At 66.5% G+C, this 25793-nt stretch carries 25 protein-coding genes; 10 read left to right on the forward strand and 15 right to left on the reverse strand.

Translation table 11 applies throughout. The features are described from left to right. Positions 1–93: 93 nt before the first annotated feature. Positions 94–732: a TetR/AcrR family transcriptional regulator gene (locus ACZI8W_RS11785; RefSeq protein ID WP_463368681.1), complete on the reverse strand. Its 639-nt coding sequence runs from the start codon at positions 730–732 to the stop codon at positions 94–96. A 123-nt stretch (positions 733–855) separates the two neighbouring features. On the opposite strand from ACZI8W_RS11785, the gene ACZI8W_RS11790 reads away from it, so the two are divergent. Next, the gene (locus ACZI8W_RS11790) at positions 856–2433 is read left to right on the forward strand and encodes an MFS transporter (protein WP_463368682.1); all 1578 of its coding nucleotides are present in this window, start codon (positions 856–858) and stop codon (positions 2431–2433) included. A gap of 176 nt (positions 2434–2609) precedes the next feature. Here the strand turns inward: ACZI8W_RS11790 and ACZI8W_RS11795 are convergent, their stop codons facing one another. From ACZI8W_RS11795 to hrcA, 6 genes are all read right to left on the reverse strand, one after another. Continuing rightward, positions 2610–4463: an HNH endonuclease signature motif containing protein gene (locus ACZI8W_RS11795; protein ID WP_463368683.1), complete on the reverse strand. Its 1854-nt coding sequence runs from the start codon at positions 4461–4463 to the stop codon at positions 2610–2612. Between the two features lie 51 nt (positions 4464–4514). Beyond that, positions 4515–4937 (reverse strand): hypothetical protein, encoded by a 423-nt coding sequence (locus tag ACZI8W_RS11800; protein WP_463368684.1) that lies wholly within the window; start codon positions 4935–4937, stop codon positions 4515–4517. A 27-nt stretch (positions 4938–4964) separates the two neighbouring features. Continuing rightward, positions 4965–5735, reverse strand: coding sequence for an alpha/beta hydrolase family protein (locus tag ACZI8W_RS11805; RefSeq protein WP_463368685.1), 771 nt, complete (start codon positions 5733–5735; stop codon positions 4965–4967). 63 nt (positions 5736–5798) lie between these two features. Next, the gene (locus tag ACZI8W_RS11810) at positions 5799–6560 is read right to left on the reverse strand and encodes a 16S rRNA (uracil(1498)-N(3))-methyltransferase (RefSeq protein ID WP_463368686.1); all 762 of its coding nucleotides are present in this window, start codon (positions 6558–6560) and stop codon (positions 5799–5801) included. A 9-nt stretch (positions 6561–6569) separates the two neighbouring features. Further along, positions 6570–7715, reverse strand: coding sequence for a molecular chaperone DnaJ (gene dnaJ / locus ACZI8W_RS11815; RefSeq protein WP_463368687.1), 1146 nt, complete (start codon positions 7713–7715; stop codon positions 6570–6572). A 42-nt stretch (positions 7716–7757) separates the two neighbouring features. Beyond that, positions 7758–8801 (reverse strand): heat-inducible transcriptional repressor HrcA, encoded by a 1044-nt coding sequence (hrcA, locus tag ACZI8W_RS11820; RefSeq protein ID WP_463368688.1) that lies wholly within the window; start codon positions 8799–8801, stop codon positions 7758–7760. Positions 8802–8947: 146 nt separating this feature from the next. Here hrcA and ACZI8W_RS11825 point away from each other — a divergent pair, with 146 nt between their 5' ends. Then, positions 8948–9325 carry a type II toxin-antitoxin system VapB family antitoxin gene (locus ACZI8W_RS11825; protein WP_463368689.1) on the forward strand — a complete coding sequence of 126 codons (378 nt, stop codon included), beginning with the start codon at positions 8948–8950 and terminating at the stop codon, positions 9323–9325. Here ACZI8W_RS11825 and hemW read toward each other — a convergent pair. After that, positions 9322–10584, reverse strand: coding sequence for a radical SAM family heme chaperone HemW (gene hemW / locus ACZI8W_RS11830; protein WP_463368690.1), 1263 nt, complete (start codon positions 10582–10584; stop codon positions 9322–9324). The genes ACZI8W_RS11825 and hemW overlap by 4 nt on opposite strands. Before the next feature lie 335 nt (positions 10585–10919). Here hemW and ACZI8W_RS11835 point away from each other — a divergent pair, with 335 nt between their 5' ends. The 7 genes from ACZI8W_RS11835 to ACZI8W_RS11865 all read left to right on the forward strand — a co-directional run bounded on the left by ACZI8W_RS11835 (position 10920) and on the right by ACZI8W_RS11865 (position 18317). Then, a complete protein-coding gene (locus ACZI8W_RS11835; protein ID WP_463368691.1) occupies positions 10920–12632 on the forward strand; it encodes a nitrite/sulfite reductase in 1713 nt (570 codons plus the stop codon). Continuing rightward, entirely contained in the window at positions 12629–13336 is a 708-nt protein-coding gene (locus ACZI8W_RS11840; RefSeq protein WP_463368692.1) for a phosphoadenylyl-sulfate reductase, read from the forward strand. The genes ACZI8W_RS11835 and ACZI8W_RS11840 overlap by 4 nt, the downstream gene beginning before the upstream one ends. Then, positions 13333–14277, forward strand: a complete 945-nt coding sequence (gene cysD, locus ACZI8W_RS11845; protein WP_463368693.1) for a sulfate adenylyltransferase subunit CysD — start codon at positions 13333–13335, stop codon at positions 14275–14277. Before ACZI8W_RS11840 ends, cysD begins: the two co-directional genes overlap by 4 nt. Before the next feature lie 2 nt (positions 14278–14279). After that, a complete protein-coding gene (locus tag ACZI8W_RS11850) occupies positions 14280–15593 on the forward strand; it encodes a sulfate adenylyltransferase subunit 1 (protein ID WP_463368694.1) in 1314 nt (437 codons plus the stop codon). Beyond that, entirely contained in the window at positions 15590–16336 is a 747-nt protein-coding gene (locus ACZI8W_RS11855; RefSeq protein ID WP_463368695.1) for a sirohydrochlorin chelatase, read from the forward strand. The genes ACZI8W_RS11850 and ACZI8W_RS11855 overlap by 4 nt, the downstream gene beginning before the upstream one ends. A gap of 115 nt (positions 16337–16451) precedes the next feature. After that, positions 16452–17342 (forward strand): polyphosphate kinase 2, encoded by an 891-nt coding sequence (gene ppk2, locus ACZI8W_RS11860; protein ID WP_463368696.1) that lies wholly within the window; start codon positions 16452–16454, stop codon positions 17340–17342. 99 nt (positions 17343–17441) lie between these two features. Further along, a complete protein-coding gene (locus ACZI8W_RS11865; protein ID WP_463368697.1) occupies positions 17442–18317 on the forward strand; it encodes a universal stress protein in 876 nt (291 codons plus the stop codon). 22 nt (positions 18318–18339) lie between these two features. Here the strand turns inward: ACZI8W_RS11865 and ACZI8W_RS11870 are convergent, their stop codons facing one another. From ACZI8W_RS11870 to ACZI8W_RS11895, 6 genes are all read right to left on the reverse strand, one after another. Continuing rightward, positions 18340–19347, reverse strand: coding sequence for a sulfate/molybdate ABC transporter ATP-binding protein (locus tag ACZI8W_RS11870; RefSeq protein WP_463368698.1), 1008 nt, complete (start codon positions 19345–19347; stop codon positions 18340–18342). Next, positions 19344–20153, reverse strand: a complete 810-nt coding sequence (gene cysW, locus ACZI8W_RS11875) for a sulfate ABC transporter permease subunit CysW (RefSeq protein WP_463368700.1) — start codon at positions 20151–20153, stop codon at positions 19344–19346. Before cysW ends, ACZI8W_RS11870 begins: the two co-directional genes overlap by 4 nt. Next, the gene (gene cysT / locus ACZI8W_RS11880; protein WP_463368701.1) at positions 20150–21001 is read right to left on the reverse strand and encodes a sulfate ABC transporter permease subunit CysT; all 852 of its coding nucleotides are present in this window, start codon (positions 20999–21001) and stop codon (positions 20150–20152) included. Before cysT ends, cysW begins: the two co-directional genes overlap by 4 nt. A gap of 9 nt (positions 21002–21010) precedes the next feature. Beyond that, a complete protein-coding gene (locus ACZI8W_RS11885; RefSeq protein WP_463368702.1) occupies positions 21011–22045 on the reverse strand; it encodes a sulfate ABC transporter substrate-binding protein in 1035 nt (344 codons plus the stop codon). A gap of 229 nt (positions 22046–22274) precedes the next feature. Further along, positions 22275–22445, reverse strand: a complete 171-nt coding sequence (locus tag ACZI8W_RS11890; RefSeq protein ID WP_463368703.1) for an Ms4533A family Cys-rich leader peptide — start codon at positions 22443–22445, stop codon at positions 22275–22277. A 60-nt stretch (positions 22446–22505) separates the two neighbouring features. Continuing rightward, on the reverse strand, positions 22506–22739 hold the full coding sequence (locus ACZI8W_RS11895) for a hypothetical protein (RefSeq protein ID WP_463368704.1): 234 nt from the start codon (positions 22737–22739) through the stop codon (positions 22506–22508). A gap of 67 nt (positions 22740–22806) precedes the next feature. Between ACZI8W_RS11895 and ACZI8W_RS11900 the strand changes: the two genes are divergently transcribed. After that, positions 22807–24747: a glycoside hydrolase family 15 protein gene (locus ACZI8W_RS11900; RefSeq protein ID WP_463368705.1), complete on the forward strand. Its 1941-nt coding sequence runs from the start codon at positions 22807–22809 to the stop codon at positions 24745–24747. A 6-nt stretch (positions 24748–24753) separates the two neighbouring features. Here the strand turns inward: ACZI8W_RS11900 and ACZI8W_RS11905 are convergent, their stop codons facing one another. Then, positions 24754–25749 (reverse strand): ABC transporter substrate-binding protein, encoded by a 996-nt coding sequence (locus tag ACZI8W_RS11905; protein ID WP_463368706.1) that lies wholly within the window; start codon positions 25747–25749, stop codon positions 24754–24756. Positions 25750–25793: the final 44 nt, after the last annotated feature.

A 25793-nucleotide genomic window follows, 5' to 3' on the forward strand; every position in this document is an offset into this window, starting at 1 on the left:
ACGTGGCTGTTTCGGCCTACTTTCCTGATCCGGCGGCGTTGACGTACGCAGTCTATCGCGCCCGTACCTGCCTTCCCACCGAGTAGACGGCGGTCAGTGTTCGGGCGTGGCGGCGCTCTCCCGCAACCATCGCGCGGCCTCGTCGGCGACCTGGGCGGCCCGCTCCGGCGCGAGACCGAGGAGCACGAGGGAAGCGACGGCGAACGACTCGCCATTGTCGGCGATCGTCCCGCGATTCGCCTCCTCGAGCAGGGCCAGCGTCACCGCATCCATCATCGTCACGAGGACCTGCGCAGGCAGGTAGGCCGAGAAGGTCCCGTCGGCTTGACCCCGCTCGACGATCGCAATGCTCGGCGCACGCGCCGGTCCGAGCAGGTCGCGGATGCGTTCTTCGCCGAGTTCCTTACGCGCGAAGGTCAGTAGCACTCGGAATCGGTCACCGATCGGCCAGCCGAGCAAGGCCAGCACGGCAGCGACGAGATCCGGCCGGTCCGGCAGGGCGGGCAGCTTGTCGATGAGGGCGGCAAGCGCCGCGGATGCCTCGTCGGCAATACCCTCGACCAGGGCTCCCCGGTTCGGAAAGTGCCCGTACACGGTGCGCCGGACCACCCCTGCCGCGCGAGCGACGTCGTCCATGCTTGCGTCCGGGTTGGCGGCGAAAGCGGCGATCGCCGCCTCGATGATGCGCGCCCGGTTGGCGTGAGACCGACTGCGCCGCCCGACTACATCCACACCAGCAGTGTTTCACGCCGCAGCCTGTGATCCCCAACACATCAACATTGCACGCCAGTGTGCAACCAACTAAATTGCACACCGTTGTGCAATAAGGCGTGCGATTCCGGAACGGAGCCAGTCATGACCCTGCTCACCAGACCCGCCACCGACCTCCGGTCGCCGTACCGCTGGAGGTGGGCAGCCCTCGGCGTGCTGTGCCTGTCGCTGCTGATCGTCGTCATGGCGAACACGTCGCTGATCGTCGCCGCCCCCGACATGACCCGCGACCTCGGGTTGACCAGCGCCGACCTGCAATGGGTGATCGACGGATACACCGTCCCGTATGCGGCGCTGATGCTGCTGTGCGGTGTGATCGGCGACCGGTACGGTCGGCGCAGGGCGCTGCTCGCCGGACTGGTCGTGTTCGGCGCCGGTGCCGTGTACGGCAGCGTCGCCGACACCACCACCGCGGTGATCGTCGCGCGGATCACGATGGGCGTCGGCGCCGCAATCATCATGCCCGCGACCCTGTCCCTGCTGGTCGCCACGTTCCCCCGCGCCGAGCGTTCCCGCGCGATCGCCGTGTGGGCCGCGACGTCCGGTCTGGCCATCGCGTTCGGGCCCCTGCTGGCCGGCTGGATTCTCGAATCCGGTTCGTGGCGCACCACATTTCTCATCAACGTGCCGATCGCGGCGGTCGCAGCGGTCGCCGCACTGATCCTCGTACCACCGTCGAAAGCCGCAACGCCGGGCCGGATCGATTGGGTCGGTGGGCTGCTGTCGGTGATCGCGATCGGTTCCCTGGTGTACGCGATCATCAATGGTCTCCACTTCGGCTGGACCGAAGGACCGGTCGCTGCCGCCGCTGTGGCCGTCGGCGGCCTGGCCGTGTTCACTATCTGGGAATTGCGGCATCCACAGCCACTGCTCGACGTCCGCCGGCTCGGCGACCGGGCGATCGGCGGCGCCACCCTCGCGGTGCTGCTGCTGTTCCTGGCCGTGTTCGGCGCGATCTACTTCGTCGCCCAGCAGTTCCAGTTCGTGCTCGGCTACGGACCGTTGGACACCGGTGTCCGGTTGCTGCCGCTGGCCGCCGCGGTCACGGTCGGTGCGCTCGCGGCCGGGCCCGTCGCACCGCGGATCGGGGTGCGGTGGTCGGTGACCGCGGGTATGGCGGTCGCTGCGGCGGGGGTGCTGCTGCTGGTCCGGGTCGACGCCGATTCCACCTACCTCGCGTTCGCGGTGCCACTGGTGCTGCTGGGCCTGGGTATCGGACTGTCGGTACCGCCCGCCACCGACGCGATCATGGACCGCTTCTCCGAGGATGCTCTCGGTGCCGCAGGTGGATTGAACGACACGGCCATCGAACTCGGTGGTTCCCTCGGCATCGCCGTTCTCGGTTCGGTCCTCGCCGCCGGATACAGGGAGTCGATCGCCGGGTTCCTCAACTCCACCCCGCTGCCGGCACTGACCGGGGAGATGGCCGCGCAGGCCGACTACGCATTGGAGGTGGCCGGCGAATCCGTCGGCGGCGCCACACTGGTCGCAGAGGAACTGACGGCCAACCCGTTCGCGTCGTCGTATGCGGAACCGCTGCGTGAGGCCGCGGGTGTCGCGTTCGGCGATGCCATCGGCCAGGCCAGCCTGGTCGGTGGCCTGACGCTGGCGGTCGGCGCGCTGGTGGTTGCGCTGATCCTGCCGGGCCGACCATCGCACTGAACCGTCACGCCGCCATATCGGGGGCGATGTCCGCTCCCGTACCGAGACTCCAGCCGAGTTCGCCGAGCGTGTCCAGGGCGAGATGCTCCCAGCGATGACCCGATCGTAGATTTCACGTTTCCAGGTACGGGTGAGCCAGCTTGATGACCTGCATTATCGCAGTTTCGTCTCGATGTTCAGAACGGCGCCGGTTCGTGTAACGGCGCCGGTTCGCGGGCAGCGTCGAAGACGGTGACGGCGCCGAGGTCGGCGATCACCGCGATCGGCGCGGTGAGACTGTCGATGCCGAGGAGGTTACGTAGGTCGGTTTCGATGTCGCGGCCACGATTCGGGGCGAACAGGTCGTCGAGGGTGGCTGTGGTGGTGAGGGTGGCACCGTGGGCAGCGGCGAACACCTCGTCCGCGAACGCGCCACCGGGTTCGGTGACGACGCGTTCGTGTGTCGGCGTGGTCCATTCGAGTGTTCCACCGCCAAGTTGCCGGACCGTCCAGTCGCCGCGGGTCTTGAGGCGGTGGTGTCGTCGGCAGAGGCAGGCGAGGTTCTGTTCGACGGTCGGGCCGCCGCGCGCGGGATCGGTGTGATCGAACGGGACGGTGTGGTCGAGGTCGCAGATCGCGGCGCGGGCACTGCACCCGGGGAAGCGGCATCCGCCGTCGCGGGTGCGGACGATCTCGGCGAGACGGGCGGACGGCCGGTAGGTCAACCGTTCGTCGCGGGCGCCGCTGCGGTCGCGGATCGCGGCCGGGGTGATGCCCGCGGCTTTCAATGCCCGGCCGACGTCGAGGACCGCGCCGTGAGCGAGTGTGGCGACGCGCAGGTTGGACGCCCCAGCGTCCCGTGACTGCGGCGGGAGGTCGGTGTCGCCGTGCAGTGCGTCAAGGATCGCGTTTCGGTCCGCGTCGGTGAGGGTGAGAACTTTTCGCCAGGTGCCGTCGGCGGCGATCTCACGGGCGAGGTCGGCGTCGATCCATCCGTGCCCGGCGAGGTAGCCGGGCAGATCGTCGAGGCCGAGCAGGGTGGTCGCGTTGACGCCGACGTGGATCGTGGCCGACGGTAGGGGCGGCAGCGCAGACGGGACGGGCTCGCCGGGTGCGGACTCCGCAGCGGCACCGGCCACGGGAGTTGCCGCTGTCGGGTCTGTCACCGTCGGTTCTGCTGGTGTCGGGTTTGTTGGCGCCGGTTCTGTTCGCGCCGGGCCTGTTGGCCCGGATGCGTCACTCGTGGTGTCGGGTTCCGTCGTCGCAGCAGGGGCCGCGGTGGGGGTCGCGGTGCAGTCGCCGCGACCGCACGCGCAGGCCAGGTGACCGGCACCGGAGGCGAGGGCGACCAGCGCGTCGGCGCGACGCTGCGCGAAGGTGCGTTCGTCGTGGCAGCACACCTCGAAACACATGCGTCGCAGTCTCGTTGCGACGATCTGCCCGCCCGGACCGGGGAGGGTTGCCTCGACCGTGCAGGTGCCGTCTCCGTTGGCGCGGAAGCGGATGTCGCGGTCGGCTTCGGCGCTTTCCCGTCGGGCTTTCGCGCCCCCGGGGTCGTGGCGGGCAACGAGCCTGCGGGCCTTGGCTCGCAGTTTCGGCAGGTTCAGGTGCTCGGACCCGTCGAGCAGCATCTTCTCGACCAGTTCGATCTTGTCTTCGGACACGGCGGCGAGGGCGTCGGAGATCGCCTGCGCGCGCTGCTGGTCGATCCGCCCGGCCGCGAATTCGGTCGCGGTGGCGTGCAGCCGCCAGCGTAGGTCGATCGACAGTCCGATCACTCGCTGCGCGGCAGGTTCCGACCATCGGTACACGAATCCGATTTCAGCGGAGGTGAACTCGCCTTGGAATGCGTCGTTGAAGCCGCGGCGCGCATCCTCGGCGCAGCGAGTCAGGTAGATGGTGGCGATCGCATCGACTTCGAGGAACTGCGCCCGAGCAATCACAGCATGCTGTTCGCGCAGCACCGCAGACCACTCCGATTCGGGAAGCCCGGACAGCACCCCAGACGTTGCCGCCCCCGGCGTCTGCATCGAATCCCCCGTGTCGAACATGCATTCGATCATACGCTAATTAGTCTGCCGTGTCGAGAGTTTCGACACCGATCATCGTGCGGGAAAGTAGCCGATCGCGTCGTCGGACAGAACTTCGAGCCGGGTCTGGTCGAGCCCGGCGAAGCCCGCGACCTCGTTGAGCGCGGGAATCCACCGGCCAAGCATCAGATCTGCGAGAGCTCGACCGAAATGCTTCCGCTTGCCCTCGTCGGTCAGGAACGGCGGCAAGTGACACAGCGCGATCGTCTGCAGCGATGACGTTGCTGTGCAGCAGAAGAACAGCCAGCACCGGAAATCGTCGTCGAGCATCGAGATGAACTCGCGGACAGCATCGACCTCGAACAGTTCGTCGGCCTCGTCGAGCAGGTCCTCGGCGTCGAGGTCAGCGAGTTGGTGACCGAGGAGCACCTTGACGCCGTGATCCACCGCACCACCGCGTCCGCCGAATAGTGCCCGACGCGGCGGCACTGACACGAGCGGACCGCACACCGATAGCCCCGATTATCGCGTACTCATCAGCTCCGGTTCGGGAGCGAAGACCGCGTCCAACGTGAGCGCCCAACTGCGGGTACTGCGGTCCAGGAACGCGTTGTGCCCCTCCCCCGGCACCTGCCACAGCGCGACACGATCACCTGCGGCGCGGGCAGCGTCGGCGTACGCGCGACTGGCCGCCACCGGCACCTGCACATCGTCCACACCGTGCAGGCACACCGTCGGAATCCCGGTCGGCACCCGGTGGATCGGCGACGCATCCCGATACACCTGCGGACTGTCGGCGTAGGGCACCCCGAACAGGGCTTCCAGGGCCGCGCCGCCGGTGCGTGTGGCGGCGCGGGACGCGAGATCGAGGGCACCCGCCTGGGAGATCACCCGACTCGGCCGCACCGGCGAATCCTGTTGTCCGGCAACCCATACTGCGAGCTGCGCCCCAGCGGAATGCCCGACAAGCCGGACGTCACCATCATCGAGCGGGACCGGCGAGCACTCGGGCAGCAGCGTCGCCGTCGCCGCCAACGCTGCCTGCACGTCCGCGCTGGTCTCCGCCCACCGGCCGCCCGCACCGACCCGCCGATACTCGACGTTCCACGCCGCCACCCCGCGCCGAGCCAACTCCGACGCCAGCGTCGTCGCCAGATTCAGATGAAAGTCGGCGCTCCAATAGCCGCCGTGCAGCAGCATCACCACCGGCACCGGGACGTCCACCCCGACCGGTGTGTACAGGTGCCCGAACTGGGCGGGGTGCGGGCCGTAGTCGATTCGGATGCGGGGCATGAGTCTCCAATCCGGGCGCGCAGCGACACCATCTACACGCGGCACCGTCTACTGCAGCGCTTTCTACTGCAGCGGCGCCGCGGCCCAGCGGTCGGTGAGCACACCGAGCGCACCCAACGCGACCGCCGCGGCCGTCGAGGTGCGCAGCACGGTCGGACCCAACCGGACCGCGGTCGCACCCGCGTCGGTGAGGGCGGCCACCTCGTCGTCGGCGAGACCGCCCTCCGGCCCGACGACCAGCACGACCTCGGGGGCTGCCCGCAGCTTCAGCGACGTCAATTCCGCGGTGGCGGACTCGTGTAGCACCAGCACCACCCCGCCCGCCGCGACGACGTCGCGCACCCGGTCCAGCACGGCCGCGGTCCGGTGCAGGTCCGTCACGTGCGGAACGTGCGCTCGCCGCGACTGCTTCGCCGACGCGACCGCGACGGCCTGCCACTTCGCGACACCCTTGTCCGATTTCGGTCCGTCCCACCGGGCGACGCACCGCGCCGCCTGCCACGGCACGAACCCGTCCGCACCGGCCTCGGTGGCGAGTTCCACGGCCAGTTCCGACCGTTCCGACTTGGGCAGCGCCTGCACCACCGTCACCGACGGCGACGGCGCGGCCAGTTCCCGACGATCCAGCACCGTCGCTTCGAGGCGGTCCTTCGCGACCGCGCTCACCTCGACGTCGGCGACACCGCCTCGTCCGTCGGACAGCACGAGCCGTTCCCCGACCGCGATACGACGCACGGTCGCCGCGTGGCGGCCTTCCTTGCCGTCGAGGACGGCGATCGCCCCGGTTTCGGGCAGCGGGTCGAGATAGAACAGCGTCGCGGCCACCGTGGTCGTCTACCGGACGTTGAAGGCGTCGCGCAGACGCGAGAACAGGCCCGACGAGTGTTGAGACGACTTCGACACGACTTCGACGCGCTCCCGTTCGCTCATCGTGCGGTACTCGTCGAGCAGCTTGGTCTGCTTGTGATCGAGCTTGGCCGGCACCACCACTTCCAGGTGCGCGTGGAGATCGCCGCGTGCCCCCGAGCGCAGTTTCGGCATGCCGTGCCCGCGGATCACCGACACCGAGCCGGGCTGCGTTCCGGCGTCGACGGTGATGTCGACGGTCCCGTCGAGGATCGTGTCGAGGCTGACGGACGTGCCCAGTGCCGCGTCGACCATCGGCACGCGGATGGTGCAATGCAGGTCGTCACCGTCGCGCACGAACACATCGTGCTGCTGTTCCTGTACCTCGACGTACAGGTCGCCTGCGGGACCGCCGCCCGGTCCGACTTCACCTTGCGCCGCGAGGCGGATCCGCATACCGCTCCCGACTCCGGCCGGGATCTTCACCGTGATCTCGCGGCGCGCACGCACTCGGCCGTCGCCGCCGCACTTCCGGCAGGGGTCGGGGATGGTTTCGCCGACCCCGCGGCAGGTGGGGCACGGGCGTGAGGTCATGACCTGCCCCAGGAACGAACGCTGAACCGACTGCACTTCGCCGACGCCACCACAGGTCTCACATCGGACAGGCTTGGAATCGCCGTTCGTCCCGGAGCCTGTGCACGAGTCGCACAGGATCGCGGTGTCCACGGTCACGCTCTTGGTGATGCCGCGAGCGCATTCGTCCAACGTCAAGCGGGTGCGCAGCAGAGAATCGGCACCGGGCTGGACGCGGCCGCGAGGACCTCGGGTTCCACCTCCACTTCCCCCGAAGAACGCCTCGAACACATCGCCGAGACCACCGAACCCCGCGCCCCCGAAACCTCCGGCGCCTGCACCGCCGCCGGAAGCGAGCGGGTCGCCGCCGAGGTCCACGATGCGCCGCTTCTCAGGATCGGAGAGTACTTCGTAGGCGGCAGAGATCTCCTGGAATCGTTTCTGCGCCGTCTCCCCCGAGTTGACGTCGGGGTGATGCTCGCGCGCCAGCTTGCGATACGCCCGCTTGATCTCCTGATCGGTCGCATCCTTGGACACACCGAGCGTCCCGTAGTAGTCCACGATTGGTCCTCGTCCTTACTTCGTCTACACAGAATTGGATGCTCAGCGCTCGCCGAGCACCTCACCGATATATCTCGCAACGGTTGCGACCGACGCGATGGTTCCCGGGTAGTCCATCCGGGTGGGGCCGAGTACGCCGAGCCCGCCGAACACCGTGCCTGCCGCACCGTATCCGGTGGACACCACGGAGGTGCTGCGCATCTCGGCGACCTGAGTCTCCTCGCCGATTCGGACGGTCACCCGGCTGGCGTCTTGGCTGGCGGCGAGCAGTTTGAGAACCACCACCTGCTCCTCGAGAGCCTCGAGGACGGTACGCAACGATCCCGGCATCCCGGGGTGACCTTCGAAGTCGGCGGCGTTGCGAGTCAGGTTGACGGTACCGCCGAGCACGAGTCGATCCTCGGGATGCTCGACGAGGGTTTCCACCAGCACGGTGGCGCAGCGGATCACGGCGTCACGCAGGTCTTCGGGTGCATCCTCGGCGAGTTCGGACACGGCAATCGACGCCGCCGCGAGGCGTTTACCACTGAGCGCGTTGCCGAGCAGGTCGCGTAACCGCACGAGATCGTTGTCCCCAAGGAGGTCGCCGAGTTCGACGATCCGCTGGTCGACACGCCCGGAGTCGGTGATGAGCACGAGCAGGAGACGGGCCGGGGTCAGGGCGACCACTTCGAGGTGCCGCACAGACGACGACGACAGGGTCGGGTACTGCACCACGGCGACCTGCCGGGTCAGTTGCGCCAGGAGTCGGACCCCGCGGCGCAGCACATCGTCGAGATCGACACCGGATTCGAGGAACTGCAGGATCGCGCGACGCTCGGCCGCAGACAGTGGCTTGACCTCGGAGATCCGGTCGACGAACTGCCGGTAGCCCTTGTCGGTGGGTACCCGCCCCGAGCTGGTGTGTGTCTGGCTGATGTATCCCTCGGCTTCGAGGACCGCCATATCGTTACGGACCGTGGCACTCGACACACCGAGGTTGTGACGGTCGACGAGGGTCTTCGATCCGATCGGTTCTTTGGTGGACACGTAGTCCGCCACGATCGCCCGCAGGACCTGGAATCTCCGTTCCTCGGTGCTCGACATCTGCCCACCTCCGTTCCACCACGTGCATGCCCGAACACATGCACCTCGCGCGCGGAGTCACGGGTGCATTGTGTGCCGTATCCGCCCAGTCTAATCGTCTCGGAGCCGAGGAGATCCATCCGCCACCCCGTGCGTACTGTGGGCGCATGATCTTCAAGGGTGTCCGGGACGGAAAACCGTATCCCGATCACGGACTGTCGCTGCGCGACTGGTCGAGGATCCCTCCGCGTCAGATCCGCCTCGACGAGATCGTCACGACCACGAAGGTTCTCGAACTCGACCGACTGTTGTCGGAGGACTCCACGTTCTACGGCGACCTGTTTCCCCACGCTGTGCAGTGGAAAGGGGTGCTGTATCTCGAGGACGGCCTGCACCGGGCCGTGCAATCCGCACTCCGCAACCGGCCCGTTCTCCATGCCCGCGTCTTCGACTACGACGCACTTGCGCCACTCTCCGGTGTCGCATCGCCCGAAGAGACCGATCCGGCCGGTCCCGAGATCTTCGGCGAACCCCGGTTCCTCTAACTCGCTTCCCGGTCGGCACCGAGCAGAACGGTGCGCACCACGGCGTCGGCGAGCAACCGACCGCGGTCGGTGAGGATCAGATGATCATCCACCACGACGGCGAGACCGTCCTCGACCACTGTCACGACGGCGGCGTGTTCGCCCGCGTCCAGTTCTGCCAGTGGCAGTCCGGTACGCAGTCGAACGGTGAGCATCACCGATTCGGTGTGGATGTCGTCCGCCGTCAACGTCTCGCTTCCCGCGACGGGTAAGCGCCCGCCGGCGAGGACCCCCGCATACCGCGCGGGATGCTTGACGTTCCACCAGCGCACCCCACCGACGTGACTGTGCGCACCTGGTCCGGCGCCCCACCAGTCGCCTCCGTCCCAGTACCCGAGATTATGGCGGCATCGAGCTGAAAGATCGTCGCCACGAGCCCAATTGGACACTTCGTACCAGGTGAGGCCGGCCGCGTTCAGCTGCCGGTCGATGCGCTCGTACCGGGATGCGAGCACATCGTCGTCGGGCGCAGGCAACTCACCTCGACGTACCCGCCGGGCCAGCGCAGTGCCGTCCTCGACGATCAGCGCGTACGCGGAGACGTGATCGACACCGGCGTCCAGGACCGCGGCGAGCGACGCGTCGAGATCGGCGTCGGTTTCACCAGGGGTGCCGTAGATGAGGTCGAGGTTCACATGACCGAAACCGGCCTCGCGCGCCTCGCGGGCGGCGGCGACCGGTCGCCCCGGAGTGTGTGTGCGGTCGAGCACCGCGAGCACATGGGGGGACGCGGACTGCATGCCCAGGGAGATCCGCGTGTAGCCGGCATCACGTATATGTGCGAAGAATTCGGGGGAGGTCGACTCCGGGTTCGATTCGGTGGTCACCTCGGCACCGGGTGCGAGCCCGAACGACGAACGGACGGCGCTCAACACCTCGGACAGCCCGTCGGCTCCGAGCAACGATGGCGTGCCGCCGCCGACGAACACCGTCTCGGCAGCGGGCGCACCACGACCTCCGCGATCGAGCATCTCGGCGCCGGCGTCCAGTTCGCGGCGGAGCCCCTCGAGCCATGACTCGGGCGATGCCGCGGAACCCAGTTCACCGGCCGTGTAGGTGTTGAAGTCGCAGTAGCCGCACCGGGTCGCGCAGAACGGCACATGGATGTACACCCCGAACGGCCGGCTGCCGACCCCCTCGAGTGCGCTCGCCGGCAGTTCGAACCCACGCGTCGCGCCGAGTTCCCTTCCGGGCCCACTGCCGGTTCTCGTCTCACTCACGTCGTCCAGTGTTCCAGAGATCGAGTAGGCACCCGCCACGCGCGGCGTCCCTACCTCGACATTTCCCTCATTTTGGGTGGAAATACCCTCCGGGTTTCGGAATCCGCCCCGTGACGTGGCACAATGGTCGTCATGACCGGACTCGGAGTGCGACTCGTGGCGCGACGCCACGTCGACCTCAAGCGTGTCTGCGCGTCCATCTGTCTGCCCTGCGCCGCCTGTCGCTAGTTCGGCACCACCCCGGCAAATCTCAGATCCCGCCGGGTCGAGGCGTGTTCGCATGAGGCCAGCCCCCTCGCGCCCTCGGTCCGGTCCTTCGAATCCAGGAGACCTGCATGTCGTCGACCACCGACGTCGCACCCCCCGCCGACACGCCACCCCCCGCCCGTCGCCGCCCGGCGAAGCGCCGCGCCGAGGGCCAGTGGGCACTCGGGTACCGCGAGCCGCTCAACGCGAACGAACAGACGAAGAAGGACGACAACCCGCTCAACGTCCGGCAGCGGATCATCGACAGCTACCAGCATGTCGGATTCGACAACATCGACAAGGCCGACCTCCGCAGCCGATTCCGCTGGATGGGCCTCTACACACAGCGCGCCGAAGGATACGACGGCACGTGGACGGGCGACGACAACGCCGACCTGCTCGAAGCCCCGTACTTCATGATGCGGGTCCGCACCGACGGTGGGCAGCTCACCACCGCGCAGGTGCGCGCCATCGCAAGTGTGTCGAAGGATTTCGCGCGGGACACCGCCGACATCACCGACCGCCAGAACATCCAGTTCCATTGGGTCGAGATCGAGAACGTCCCGGAAATCTGGCGCCGTCTCGAAGGGGTCGGCCTCGAGACCACCGAGGCGTGCGGTGACTGCCCACGCGGCATGCTCGGCTCTCCCCTCGCGGGCCTGTCGCCGAACGAGGTGATCGACGCGAGCCCCGCCCTCGCCGAGATCAAGCGTCGCTACATCGGCAACCCTGAGTATTCGAATCTGCCGCGCAAGTTCAAGACTGCGATTTCCGGCCAGCCCGACGTCGTCCACGAAATCAACGACGTGTCGTTCGTCGGCGTGAACCACCCCGAGCACGGACCCGGCTTCGACCTGTGGGTCGGTGGCGGTCTGTCCACCAATCCCATGCTCGCGGAACGCACCGGAGCCTGGATTCCGCTCGACGACGTTGCCGACGTATGGGAAGGCGTCGTCGGGATCTTCCGCGATTACGGCTACCGCCGACTGCGTTCCAAAGCGCGCCTGAAGTTCCTCATCAAGGACTGGGGCATCGAAAAGTTCCGCGATGTGCTCGAGACCGAGTACTTGAAGCGACCGCTGCTCGATGGGCCGGCGCCGGAACGGCCACTCCATCCGATCGATCATGTCGGGCTCACCAAGCAGACCGATGGGCTCAACGCGCTCGGCTTCTCCGCGGTGTCCGGCCGGGTGTCCGGCACCATCCTCGACGTCATCGCCGATGCGATGGACGAAGCCGGTACCGACTCACTGCGGCTGACCCCGTACCAGAAGCTCATCGTCGCGAACATTCCCGACGACAAGGTCGCGGGCGTGGACAGCGCGCTCGAAACCGTCGGCCTGAACTCACGCCCGTCACGCTGGCGCCGCAACCTGATCGCCTGCACCGGCCTCGAGTACTGCAAGCTCTCGTTCACCGAAACCCGCAGCCGCTCACAGAATCTCGTTCCCGAACTCGAGGCACGGCTCGCCGAACTGAATTCCGAACTCGACGTACCGATCACCCTCAACTTCAACGGCTGCCCGAACTCGTGCGCCCGCATCCAGATCGCGGACATCGGTTTCAAGGGCATGCTGGTCGACGACGGCGACGGGAATCAGATCGAGGGATTCCAGGTGCACCTGGGCGGCAGCCTCGGATTCGACATCGGATTCGGCCGGAAACTGCGGCAACACCGCATCCTCGCGCACGAGGCGACCGACTACATCGAGCGGCTCGTGCGGAACTTCATCAAGAACCGCAATGCGGGTGAACGCTTCGCCGAATGGACCGTACGTGCAGACGAGGGAGATCTGCGATGACCATCACGACACATTCCTCCGATGACCTTCGGGAGCTCGCCGCACACGGCGCGGCGCACCTCGAAGGGGCGTCGGCCGCGGAACTGCTGCGCTGGACCGAGAAGACCTTCGGCGACTCGTACATCGTGGCGTCGAACATGCAGGACGGCGTCCTGGTGCACCTCGCCGCGCAGGTCCACCCCGGCGTCGACGTCCTGTTCCTCGAGACGGGCTACCACTTCGCCGAGACCCTCGGCACCCGCGACGCCGTGGAGCAGGTGTACGGGGTCAACGTGATCAACGCCGCAGCGAAGCAGAGCGTGGCCGAGCAGGACGCACTGCTCGGCAAAGACCTGTTCGCGCGCGATGCCGGTGAATGCTGCCGCCTGCGGAAGGTGGTGCCGCTGAAGGAGTCCCTGAGCGGATACCGCGCGTGGGTGACCGGCATCCGGCGGGTCGAATCACCCACCAGGGCGAATGCACCGCTGATCTCGTTCGACGAGGCGTTCGGGCTGGTGAAGATCAACCCGATCGCGGCATGGACCGATGAGGACATGCAGAGCTACATCGACGAGCACGGGATTCTCGTCAATCCCCTCGTCGACGAGGGCTACCCGTCCATCGGGTGCGCCCCGTGCACGAACAAACCACTCCCCGGGTCCGACCCGCGCAGCGGACGCTGGGCCGGCCAAGCCAAGACCGAATGCGGGTTGCACGCCTCATGACACTCACCGAAACGAACCTCGCCGACAGCCGGACAGTCCTGGACGGCGACAAGTTCGACACTCTCGATGCACTCGAATCGGAAGCGATCCACATCTTCCGTGAGGTTGCGGGCGAGTTCGAACGTCCCGTGATCCTGTTCTCCGGCGGCAAGGACTCGACCGTCCTCCTCCATCTCGCGATCAAGGCGTTCTGGCCCGCGCCGCTGCCCTTCGCGCTGCTGCACGTCGACACCGGCCACAATCTCCCCGAGGTGCTCGCGTTCCGCGACCACGTCGTCGAGAAGTACAATCTGCGGCTGCACGTCGCGAGTGTCGAGGAGTACATCGCCGACGGGCGTCTCACCGAGCGGCCCGACGGAATCCGCAATCCCCTGCAGACCGTGCCGCTGCTCGACGCCATCTCAGAGAACCGGTTCGACGCCGTCTTCGGCGGCGCGCGTCGCGACGAGGAACGCGCACGCGCAAAGGAGCGGATCTTCTCTCTGCGCAACGCATTCGGCCAGTGGGATCCCAAGCGGCAGCGACCCGAGTTGTGGAACCTGTACAACGGCAGGCACGCACCCGGTGAGCAGGTCCGTGTCTTCCCGCTGAGCAACTTCACCGAACTCGACATCTGGCGCTACATCGCACGTGAGAACGTGGAGCTCGCAAGCATCTACTACGCGCACGAACGTCCCGTCTACCAGCGTGACGGAATGTGGATGACCCCCGGCGTGTGGGGCGGTCCGAACGACAGCGAAGAGCTGCGGACCCTGTCGGTGCGCTACCGCACCGTCGGCGACGGCTCCACGACCGGCGCGGTCCTGTCCGACGCCGCCGACAACGACGCCATCCTGGCAGAGGTTGCGGCATCGCGCCTGACCGAACGCGGCGCAACCCGCGGCGACGACCGAGTTTCCGAAGCGGCCATGGAAGACCGCAAGCGAGAGGGCTACTTCTGATCATGAGCGACCTCCTTCGCCTGGCTACCGCCGGGAGTGTCGACGACGGCAAGTCGACGCTCGTCGGCCGACTGCTCTACGACACCAAGTCCGTTCTCGCCGACCAGATCGATGCCGTGACCCGCGCATCCGTCGACCGCGGCCTGGACACCCCCGATCTGTCACTGCTCGTCGACGGCTTGCGCGCCGAACGAGAGCAGGGCATCACCATCGACGTTGCCTACCGGTACTTCGCCACACCGAAACGCAGCTTCGTGCTCGCCGACACCCCCGGTCACGTGCAGTACACCCGTAACACGGTGTCCGGTGCGTCCACCGCACAGCTCGTGGTACTGCTCGTCGACGCACGCAAGGGCGTGATCGAGCAGACCCGCAAGCACGCAGCGGTGCTCGCACTGCTCGGTGTACCCAAGCTGGTGCTCGCCGTCAACAAGATCGACCTGGTCGAGGATCCGGCACAGGTGTTCGCCGACATCAGGGACGAGTTCAACGCGCTCACCCGCTCGCTCGGCTGGGCCCCCGAGGACGTGCAGGAGATCCCCGTGTCGGCGCTGCACGGCGACAACGTCGCGGTCCGCTCGGAGAACACCCCGTACTACGACGGCCCGACCCTCATCGAGCACCTGGAGTCGGTACCGGTCGACGCCGATGTCCACGGACGACACGACGTCGGCCTGCGGTTTGCCGTCCAGTACGTCATCCGGCCCCGCACCGCCGAGTACCCCGACTACCGCGGCTATGCCGGTCAGATCGGTGCCGGATCGGTCCGTCCCGGAGACGAGGTCGTGATTCTGCCGTCCGGCATCCGCACGACGATCGAACGCATCGACACCGCCGACGGCGAACTCGACGTCGCGCACGCCGGCCGGTCGGTGACCCTGATCCTGGCCGACGACGTCGACGTCTCGCGCGGCGATGTCATCGCCGCCCCGGGCGCACCGGAACCGATCGGCGAGTTCGAGGCGACCGTGTGCTGGTTGGCCGAGAAGCCGCTGCGCCCCGGTGCACGTCTGTTGCTCAAGCACGGCACCCGCACCACCCAGGCGATCGTCGGCGCGCTCGAGGAGCGTTTCGACGAGCAGAACCTGACGTCCGTTCCCAACCCGGAGTCGTTGGAACTCAACGAGATCGCACGGATCTCGGTGCGGGTTGCCGAGCCGATCGCAGCCGACGACTACAAGGTCAACCGTCGCACCGGCAGCTTCCTCCTCATCGATCCGGCCGGCGGAAACACTCTCGCGGCCGGTCTGGTCGGCAACGGGCTCTCCGACATCGAACTCGGCGGAATCGGCACCGAGGACCACGTCCCCGCATGATCCCGCTGATCGCTGTCGCGCACGGCAGCCGTGACCCGCGTTCGGCGCGGGCCGTGGCTGCCGCGCTCACAGTCCTGCGCCGTCGACATCCCGAATGGGACGTGCGGCTCGCGTTTCTGGACCTGAACACGCCCTCAGTTCCCCAGGTACTCGATGCCATCGCCGCCGACGGACACCGACGTGCCGTCATCGTGCCGTTGCTTCTCGGCAGCGCCTTCCACGCACGTATCGACCTCCCCGCCCTCCTGGCCGAGTCCCGGAACCGCAATCCGCGCCTCGACGTGGTGTGCTCCGACATCCTCGGCGACGACGAATTGCTGGTTGCGGCGGCACGCGACAACATCGTCGCAGCAGGTGCGGCCCCGGACGATCCTGCAGTCGGGATCGCATTGTGTGCGGTCGGATCTCGCCGGGACGGCGCGAACGCGTCCACTGCGACGGTGACATCTCGTGTACTCGCCGGGACGTCGTGGACGACAGCGCGTACGTGTTTCGCCACCACGGCCGTCCCGTCCATCGCGGCGACGCTGGCCGAGCTCTCGCGATCGGGTGCGCGCACACTCGTCCTCGCGCCATGGATGCTCGCACCCGGGCTGTTGTGGGATCGCGCGTGCGCCGCAGCGGAGGCACTACCGAACGTGCGCATTGCCGCAACACTGACCGCGCACGACGCCGTCGGCCGGGTCATCGCCGAGCGCTACCGCGACGCCGTCACCGCACCCCGGTCGCTCGTCGCGGCCTGACGCAGATCACACGAAGCACACATCCACACTGCGATCTGTTCGTGCGCTATTCACGTTCCTGGTCTAGAACGGTATTACCCATTCCGTCGGAACCCGGGATCCGCGAGGAGAACACGTGCAGAACGAACTACGCCAGTACATCGACCGTCTCCGCACCGAAGGCTATTCTGTGCGCGACGATCACGGCGAGGATCCCGACCTGATCGACACCCGAGGTCGCGCGGTCGACACCTGGCGTGAGAACTACCCGTACAAGAAGCGGATGGACCGCGCGACGTACGAGGTCGAGAAGTACCTTCTGCAGATCGAACTGCTGAAATTCCAGGCCTGGGCGCAGGAGAACAAGTCGAAGCACATCATTGTGTTCGAGGGCCGCGACGCCGCAGGCAAGGGCGGCACGATCAAACGCTTCCAGGAATACATCAACGTGCGGCACGCCCGTGTGGTCGCGCTGAACAAACCATCCGACCGCGAGTCCGGCCAGTGGTACCTGCAGCGTTACATCGAGCACTTCCCCACCGCCGGCGAGCTCGTGATGTTCGATCGCTCCTGGTACAACCGCGCCGGCGTGGAGCGGGTGATGAACTTCTGCTCCGACGACGACTACGAACGGTTCATGAAGAACGTCCCGCTGTTCGAGCGTTTGATCACCGAGGCCGGCATATCCTTGACCAAATTCTGGTTCTCGGTCACCCAGAACGAGCAACGCACCCGGTTCGCGATCCGCCAGCTCGATCCGGTCCGGCGATGGAAGCTCTCGGACATGGATCTCGAGTCTCTCGACAAATGGGACAAATACACCGCCGCGAAAGAAGAGATGTTCCGGCGCACCGATTCCGACCACGCGCCGTGGACGACCATCAAATCCAACGACAAGAAGCGTGCCCGCATCAATGCGATGCGCTTCTTCCTCGACCAGTTCGAGTACGACGGCAAAGACAGCCAGGTGGTGTTCCCGGCGGATCCGAAGATCGTGCAGCGAGGTAAGGACGCGGTCGGCGACTGAACACGCTACCGGGCGACAGCTTTCCTGGACGGAGATCACCGAATCCTGGCGAGTGGATGTGGTCTGTACCACACTGGTGACAGAGTGAGGAGAGACCACATGGGCACAGAATCGATGAGACGTGGAATCGTCGCAGGCATCGACGGCTCGGACAGCGCGCTCGACGCAGCGCGCTGGGCCGCGTCGGTCGCGCGTCGGTTCAACCAGCGTCTTCAACTGACACACGTCGCGTCGGAACGACAGCCGAGCAACAGCGCCGCCACCGATGCCGACAGGGAACAAGTCCTCGATGTGGAGGGGGCGCTCAATGCGGCCGAGGCCGCGGTGCGCGCCGCACAACCCGAGGTGGTCGTCGAACGCGCCATCGAGCTGGGCAAGCCCGCGCAGACCCTGGTAGACATCTCGGACGGCGTGCGCATGATCGTGCTCGGCCACACCACGACGAGCGAACTGCAATCCATGTTCGCGCGATCCGATGTCGTCCACACCGCCAACCACGCGCACTGCCCGGTCGTGTCGTGGCGCGGTGAACCCGGTCCGTCCGAACTCGACGACAAACCCATCGTTCTGGGAGTGGACGGCAGCGCATTGAGCGCAAAAGCCATACACCACGCCTTCGAGATCGCGGACAAGGCCGGCGCACCCCTGACCGCGGTGCATACCTGGACCGAGCAGTCGACCCTCACCTACGGCGAAGGGTCACGGTTCACCGACTGGGAGGCCTACCGGGAGCACCGCACTGCGGAACTCGCGGAAAGCCTGGCGGGCCACCGCGAGAAGCATCCCGACGTGAAGGTCTCGTACAGCGTCGAACGCGGCAAACCCGATGTGATCCTGCTCGAGCATTCCGCGCACGCGCAACTGGTGGTCGTCGGTAGTCACGGACGTAGCACCATCGCGTCGGCGCTGTTCGGGTCGACGAGCCAGAACTTGATCCACCACTCGATGTGCCCGGTGCTCATCTGCCGGAGCTGAGTCTTGCGACCAGCCCCGAGGCTCACTCCGACAGGCTCACGTCGGCAGGCTCACCCGGCGCCGCGGTGACCTGCGCGTAGACCGTGTCGCCCGCCCTCAGACCCAGTGCACGCGCGTCACCCCGCGTGATCTGCGCGATGAACGGCTCGCCCGTGGCGGCGTTCGTCAACTCGACGCGCACCTCGAATCCGAGATGCACCACACGCTCGACGGTGGCGCGGGCGACACCGAGGTCCTGTGTGCCGGACGCCTGCGCGATCTCGAGTCCGGGTTCGTGGCCGAGCCGGATGTCGTGCGGCCGCACGAGGCTGCCGTTGAACTTCGAGACGTTCCCGAGGAACGACATCACGAAGTCGTTCTCCGGGCGGTCGTAGAGATCCTCGGGGGTGCCGACCTGTTCGATTCGGCCGCGGTTCATCACGGCGATGCGATCGGCGACGTCCAGCGCCTCCTCCTGGTCGTGTGTAACCAGCACGGTGGTCACGTGAACCTCGTCGTGGAGTCGGCGCAGCCAGGTCCGCAGGTCGGCGCGAACCTTCGCGTCGAGCGCACCGAACGGCTCATCGAGAAGCAGCACCTGCGGGTCCACTGCGAGCGCCCTCGCGAGCGCCATGCGCTGCCGCTGCCCGCCCGACAGCTGAGCGGGGTACCGATGCTGGAATCCATCGAGTCCGACGACCCGGAGGAGTTCATCGACCTTGGCCGCGATCTGCTGTTTCGGAATCTTGCGGATCTTCGGACCGAACGCGACGTTCTCACGGACGGTCATGTGCTTGAAGGCAGCATAGTGCTGGAACACGAAGCCGATCCCACGCTTCTGCGGTGTCACGTGTGTGACGTCGCGTCCTGCGATGTGGACGGTGCCGCCGTCGAGAGATTCGAGCCCGGCGATCGAACGCAGCAACGTCGACTTACCCGAACCGGACGGGCCGAGCAGCGCGGTCAACGAGCCGGACGGGATATCGACGGAGACGTCATCGAGGGCAGGGAAGTCGCCATAGTTCTTGAATGCCCCGGTAACGGTGATCATGCCTGGGTGCTCCTCTTGCGGTCGAGCAACGTCATCAATAGCAGGACCACTACTGCGATGGCCATGAGCAGGGTGGCTGCGCTGTACGCGCCGAAGGTGTTGTGGTCGTCGATGTAGCGGGCGTGGACGAGCAGTGTGAGGGTCTGGGATAGCCCGGGGAAGCCGGACGACACCATGATGACCGCACCGAACTCACCGAGCGCGCGGGCGACGGTGAGGACGATGCCGTACGTCAATCCCCAACGGATCGCCGGCAGGGTGATCCGCCGGAATGTCTGCCACGTACCGGCCCCGAGCGTCGCGGCCGCCTGTTCCTGTTCCTCACCGATCTCGTACAGAACAGGTTCGACCTCGCGGACCACGAACGGCAAGGTCACGAAGATCGTCGCGATGACCATGCCGGGTAGTCCGAAGATCACCTTGAATCCCAAGGATTCGAGTCCGCCGAACCAGCCGTTGGCCCCCCACAACATGATCAGTGCGGCGCCGACGACGATCGGCGACACCGCGAACGGCAGATCCACGACAGACTGCAGGAGTCCGCGTCCGGGGAATCGCCCGCGCACCAGCGCGAGCGCGACGACGATACCGAACACGACATTGACCGGGACGACGATCGCGACAATGAGCAACGACAGGTTGAACGCCGAGATCGCGGCGGGCGTGGTGATCGAGTCGACGAAGGCCATCACCCCGTTCTCGAAGCTGCGGTAGAGGATCACGCCGATCGGTACGAGCAGCAGCACCACCAGGTAGCCGAGCGCGATCACGCGCAGTGAGATACGCGAGAGCGGGGAGAGTTTCACGCGTCGTTCTCCTCACGGACACGGCCGCGATGCGCGACGAACCGCAGCACGAACAGTGCCACGAATGCGATGAGCAACAGCGCCACTGAGACTGCTGCGGCGTTGACCGGCCGGTCGATCTCGATCTGCTGCTGGATGTACTGCGATGCCACCTGCGTCTGACCGGGAATGTTCCCGCCGATCAGCACGATCGAACCGTACTCCCCGATGGCGCGGGCGAACGCGAGCCCGACGCCACCGAGGACCGCGGGCGCCAGGGTCGGCAACACCACGGTACGGAAGATCGTGACGTTGTCGGCTCCGAGTGATGCTGCGGCCTCTTCGACCTCCCGGTCGGCCTCGATCAGGACGGGTTGCACCGACCGCACCACGAACGGCAAGGTGACGAATGCAAGGGCGACGACCAGTCCGGGTTGTGTCGCATTGAGTTGGATACCGATGGGGCTCTGCGGCCCGTACAGCGCGAGCAGCACGATGCTCGCCACGATCGTGGGAAGCGCGAACGGCAGGTCGATCAGCGCGTTGACGATCCGCTTACCCGGGAATTCGTCGCGTACGAGTACCCACGCGATCAACGTACCCATCACTGCGTTGATCAACGCCACGACGATCGACACGGTGACCGTGATACGAAGGGTCGCCAGAGCATTCGGTGCGGTGACCGCGTTCCAGAAGCCGCCGATGCCCTCCGAGAAGGCCTCGGTGGCCAGGGCTGCGAGTGGTAGCAGGACGATGATACTCAGCCACAGGGTGGCGACGCCGATCCCGAGTGGGCCTACGGCACCGGTCACTTTCGCGGTGCGTCGGCCGCGCTGCCTCGGGGCGGAGGCCGTTGCGGAAGCACTCACGGTCGCGCTCTATTTCGTTGCATTGTCGTAGATCACGGCGATGGCTCCGGTACCTTCGGCGAAGAGCTCGTCATCGACGGCATCCCAGCCACCCAGGTCGTCGATCGTCCACAACGTCTCCGGCTCCGGGAAGTCCGCGGCGAACTCCTCGGCAACGGCGGGGTCGACGGGCCGGAACCCTGCCTCGCCCCACAGTCGCTGGGCTTCCTCCGTGTAGAGGAAGTCGAGAAAAGCCTGGGCCTTCTCCGCGTTCGCCGAATCACTGAGCACCGCAGCGGGGTTCTCGATCTTGAACGTGGTCGGCGGCGTGACATGCTCGACCGGATCACCCTTGCGCTCGATGAACAGGGCCTCGTTCTCATAGCTGAGCAGCGCGTCGCCGGTGCCCTGGAGAAACGTCTCGGTGGCTTCTCGTCCGGATTTCGGCTGCACCTCGACGTGGTCCTGGACGAGCGCTGTCACGTAGTCGAGGCCGGCCTGCCTGTCCTGACCGCCGTTGCTCTCGGCCGCATAGGGGGCGAGCAGGTTCCACTTCGCCGATCCGGAGCTGAACGGATTCGGTGTGACGACCTCGACGTCCTCACGCAGCAGATCGCCCCAGTTCTGGATGTTCTTGGGGTTGCCTTCCCGCACCACGATGGTGACCACCGAACCGAACGGCACCCCCTTGTCTGCGCCGGCGTTCCAGCCCTCGTCGACCAACCCTGCCTCGACGAGTCGGGTGATGTCGGGTTCGACGGAGAAATTCACGAAATCGGCGGCGGCTCCATCACGTACCTTGCGCGACTGGTCGCCCGAGGGCCCGTACGACGGCTGGAATACGACGTCTTCACCTGCCTCGGTCTCCTGGAAGGCCGGGATCAACAGGTCGAAACCAACCTTTGGCACGGCGTACGCATACAGGTTGACGGTGCCGCCGGAGCCGTCGGCACCCGTGTCACCGCCAACGGTGTCGCTGGCGCCGCCGCCCGAGCACGCGGTCAACGCGGTCGCCGTTGCGACGGCAAGCGTCGCCGTGCCGAAAAATGTGGAACGGATCTTCATCGAGGGTGCCTCCTGCAGGCTGTTCCAGGCGGGAGCAGAGCGGACAGATCTGGGATTCCGGAAGTCGGATCGATGTCGTCGCGAGGGTGCTGCGGGGGTAGCCGGGTCGCGGAGCCGGCTGGGCGCAGCGCAGCCGGGAAATCTCCGAAGACACGCTGCACTACGTACACCACAGGTCGCAGAACCCGGTTGCCGGTGCGGCGAAACCGCTGACATCGGTGCGGGTGGATCAGCGAAAGCGACAGTCGATGTCGGCAACAGACGGCATGCCGACAGCAATCAACGCCAATTCATGGCGCGCGCTGGGCAGAACGTTTGCAGACACCCGGAAGACTCTAGCAGAGCCTGGACGAAGGTCCAGCAGTGAGAGTTCGCGGCCCGCTAGAGAGTCAGCAACCACGCGACGACAACGAGAACGAGTAGCGCAATGAGCGCCAGGGTCACCCGCGAGCGTGGCATGTCAGCAGTCCTCCATGTTCGATGCCGATGGTGCGGGGCCCCCGTCAGGCAAGGTCGGCTCGGGTTCGCCTCGCCCCACCACGGCGAAGCCGGTGGCGATGACGCGGTCGAGCAGCCAGGCCACCGCACCGCACAGCGGCACCATCACGACCAGCACCAAGGCGGCTTGGGGCACGAACGACAGGCCCGCGAGCCACAGTTCGAACCCGTCCCACCACGATGCCACCCGTTCCATCCCGTCCACTGTAGTGCGTCCGCTCATTTGCCCCGCGTCACACCCGTCGGGCCCCGATCATGGAGAGATGGCCTCCACCGTGCATCTACCGTCGACTGTCCCGAACCGCGCCCTGTTCCCGCCGATCGGCGACTACGGCTTTCTGTCGGACTGCCAGACATCGTGCCTGGTTGCCCGCGACGGGTCGATCGAATGGCTGTGTGTGCCGCGCCCCGATTCCCCCAGTGTGTTCGGCTCACTGCTGGATCGCAGCGCCGGACATTTCCGCATCGGACCACACGACCGGACGGTGCCGGCTGCCCGCCGGTACCTTCCGGGCGGGATCGTGCTGGAGACGACGTGGCAGACCGAGACCGGGTGGCTCGTCGTCCGGGACGCATTGGCGGTGGGACCGTGGTACGACCTTCACCAACGGTCCGACATCCAACAGCGAACCCCGTCTGACTGGGAGGCCGAACACATCCTTCTGCGTACGGTTCGGTGTGTGAACGGCACGGTCGAGTTGAACATGAGTTGCGAACCCGCGTTCGACTACCACCGCGGCGGCACACGGTGGGAGTACACCGGCGCGGTGTACGAGGAAGCGACGGCCGTGTGCGCGGATGCACCGGGAGAGCATCCCCGGCTGCGCCTGACCTCCAACATGCGCCTCGGTCTCGAGGGCAGGGAAGCGCGTGCCCGCACCCGAATGAAAAAGGGTGACACCGTGTTCGTGGCCCTGTCGTGGGGTGAGCCGGCCCCGCCGCGCACGTTCGAGGAGGCCGCAGCAAAAATGCTCACCACACAGGACTACTGGCGCGAGTGGGTCACGACCGGCAGATTCCCCGACCACCCGTGGCGCACCTATCTCGAACGCAGCGCCCTGACTCTGAAGGGACTCACGTACTCCCCGACCGGCGCACTACTCGCAGCCGCCACGACATCACTTCCGGAAACACCGGGAGGCCACCGTAATTGGGACTACAGATACGCGTGGGTCCGCGATTCCACCTTCGCCCTGTGGGGTCTGTACACCCTGGGCCTCGATCGCGAGGCAGACGACTTCTTCTCGTTCATCCTCGACGTCTCCCAGGGCGCCGACGGCACGGATCATCATCCCCTGCAGGTGATGTACGGGGTCGGCGGCGAACGTGTGCTGGAGGAATCCACGCTCGACCATTTGTCCGGGTACGACCTGGCCAAGCCCGTCCGCGTGGGCAATGACGCATACCGGCAACGCCAGCACGATGCATGGGGAGCCCTACTCGATTCGGTGTATCTGCATGTGAAATCGCGTGAGCAGATCCCGGAATCGTTGTGGCCCATACTCAGCGGCCAGGTGGAGCAGGCAGTTGAGCACTGGCGGGAACCCGATCGCGGGATGTGGGAAGTGCGCGGCGAACCACAGCATTTCACATCGTCGAAGGTGATGTGCTGGGTCGCTCTGGACCGCGGCGCGAAACTCGCCGAGATGCACGGTCAGCCCGACCACGCCGAACGCTGGTCGGCCGTCGCCGACGAGATCAAGGCGGACATCCTCGAACACGGGGTCGATGAACGCGGCGTCTTCACACAGCGGTACGGGCATCGGGCACTCGACGCGTCCAACCTGCTGATCCCTTTGCTCCGATTCCTGCCACCCGACGATCCCCGAGTGCGCGCCACGGTACTCGCGATCGAAGACGAGCTGACCGAACACGGACTCGTGCTGCGCTACCGGGTCGAGGACACCGACGACGGACTCTCCGGCGAGGAGGGCTCGTTCACCATCTGTTCGTTCTGGCTGGTGTCCGCACTTGTCGAGATCGGTGAGGTGCAGCGAGCGTCTGCCCTGTGCCGGCGGTTGCTCGATTTCGCGAGCCCGCTGAAGTTGTACGCCGAGGAGATCGATCCGGTAACGGGGCGGCACCTGGGCAACTTCCCGCAGGCCTTCACTCATCTCGCTCAGATCAACGCGGTGGTCCATGTCATCCGCGCGGAGCAGCACACCGAATCAGGTGAATTCAGACCGGCGCATGTGCGGCACTGAACCGGATCATGCGGTGGCGACCGCCTCGAGTTGCGGCCGAATGATGTCGAGTCCGTAGACGGTCGACAACGACGACGGGGTGTTGAACGCGACGACCGCGGGATAGTCGACGAGGGCGAGGCCGCCGCTCATCACGGACGGCAGCTGATCGAATCCGGGCAATGCCATGAGGTCGTCCGCGGTTCCGCCGTTGGGCAAGATGACGAGCAGATCGGCGACGAGCGCGTCGACGCGTTCGGGGCTGAGTGTCACCCGCCCTTGGCTGACTCCGGCCTCCTCCACGAGCGACGGGGGAAGCGTCATACCCAGCTGCGAGAACACTGCTGCGGCACCGTCTGCGGGATCGGCAACCAGCACGAACTCCTGCACATTGAACCTGAACTGCGCCAGGACGGCGGTCTTTCCCTCGAGCCCCGGAAGTGCGGCGGCCTCGATCTCGGCGTTGCGGTCGGCGATGATCTGTTCGGCGTCATCGGAGCGGCCGAGGAGCGTTCCCAGGGCACGAAGCTGGTCGTCCCAATTGTCGATTCCCATCTGGCTCAGTGGCGCCAGGGTCGGAGCGACCGCTGTCAGAAGGTCGTACGACTGAGCGCTGTCGATCTGCCAGTTGCCGAGAATCAGGTCCGGTTCGAGGGCTGCGATCGGTTCGACGGGCAGCGGTCCCTCCACTGCAGCGACGTTCCCGGCCGCGAGGTCGACGGCGTCGGCCGACACGTCACTCTGCCACGGGTACAGGCCGCGCTCGTCGCCCATCGTTCCCGCGCTGATGTATCCGACCGGCTGAATCCCGAACTCGAGGAGGGCATCGACCCACTGGCTCGACGTCGCGACGATGCGGTCGGGAGTCCCCTCGACGACAGTGGCGCCGAACACATGCTCGACACTGACGGTGTCGTCGACACCGGAGGATTCGGCACCGGGTTCGTCGGCGGTCGAGCAGCCCGCCACAGCGACACCGATCACAGCCACGACGGCGAACAACGCCGGGAAGCGCACACGCATGAAACAACCCCACCTTTCACTTAGGTGAGGCATACCTTAACCTA

Source organism: Rhodococcus ruitaii (assembly GCF_055230935.1).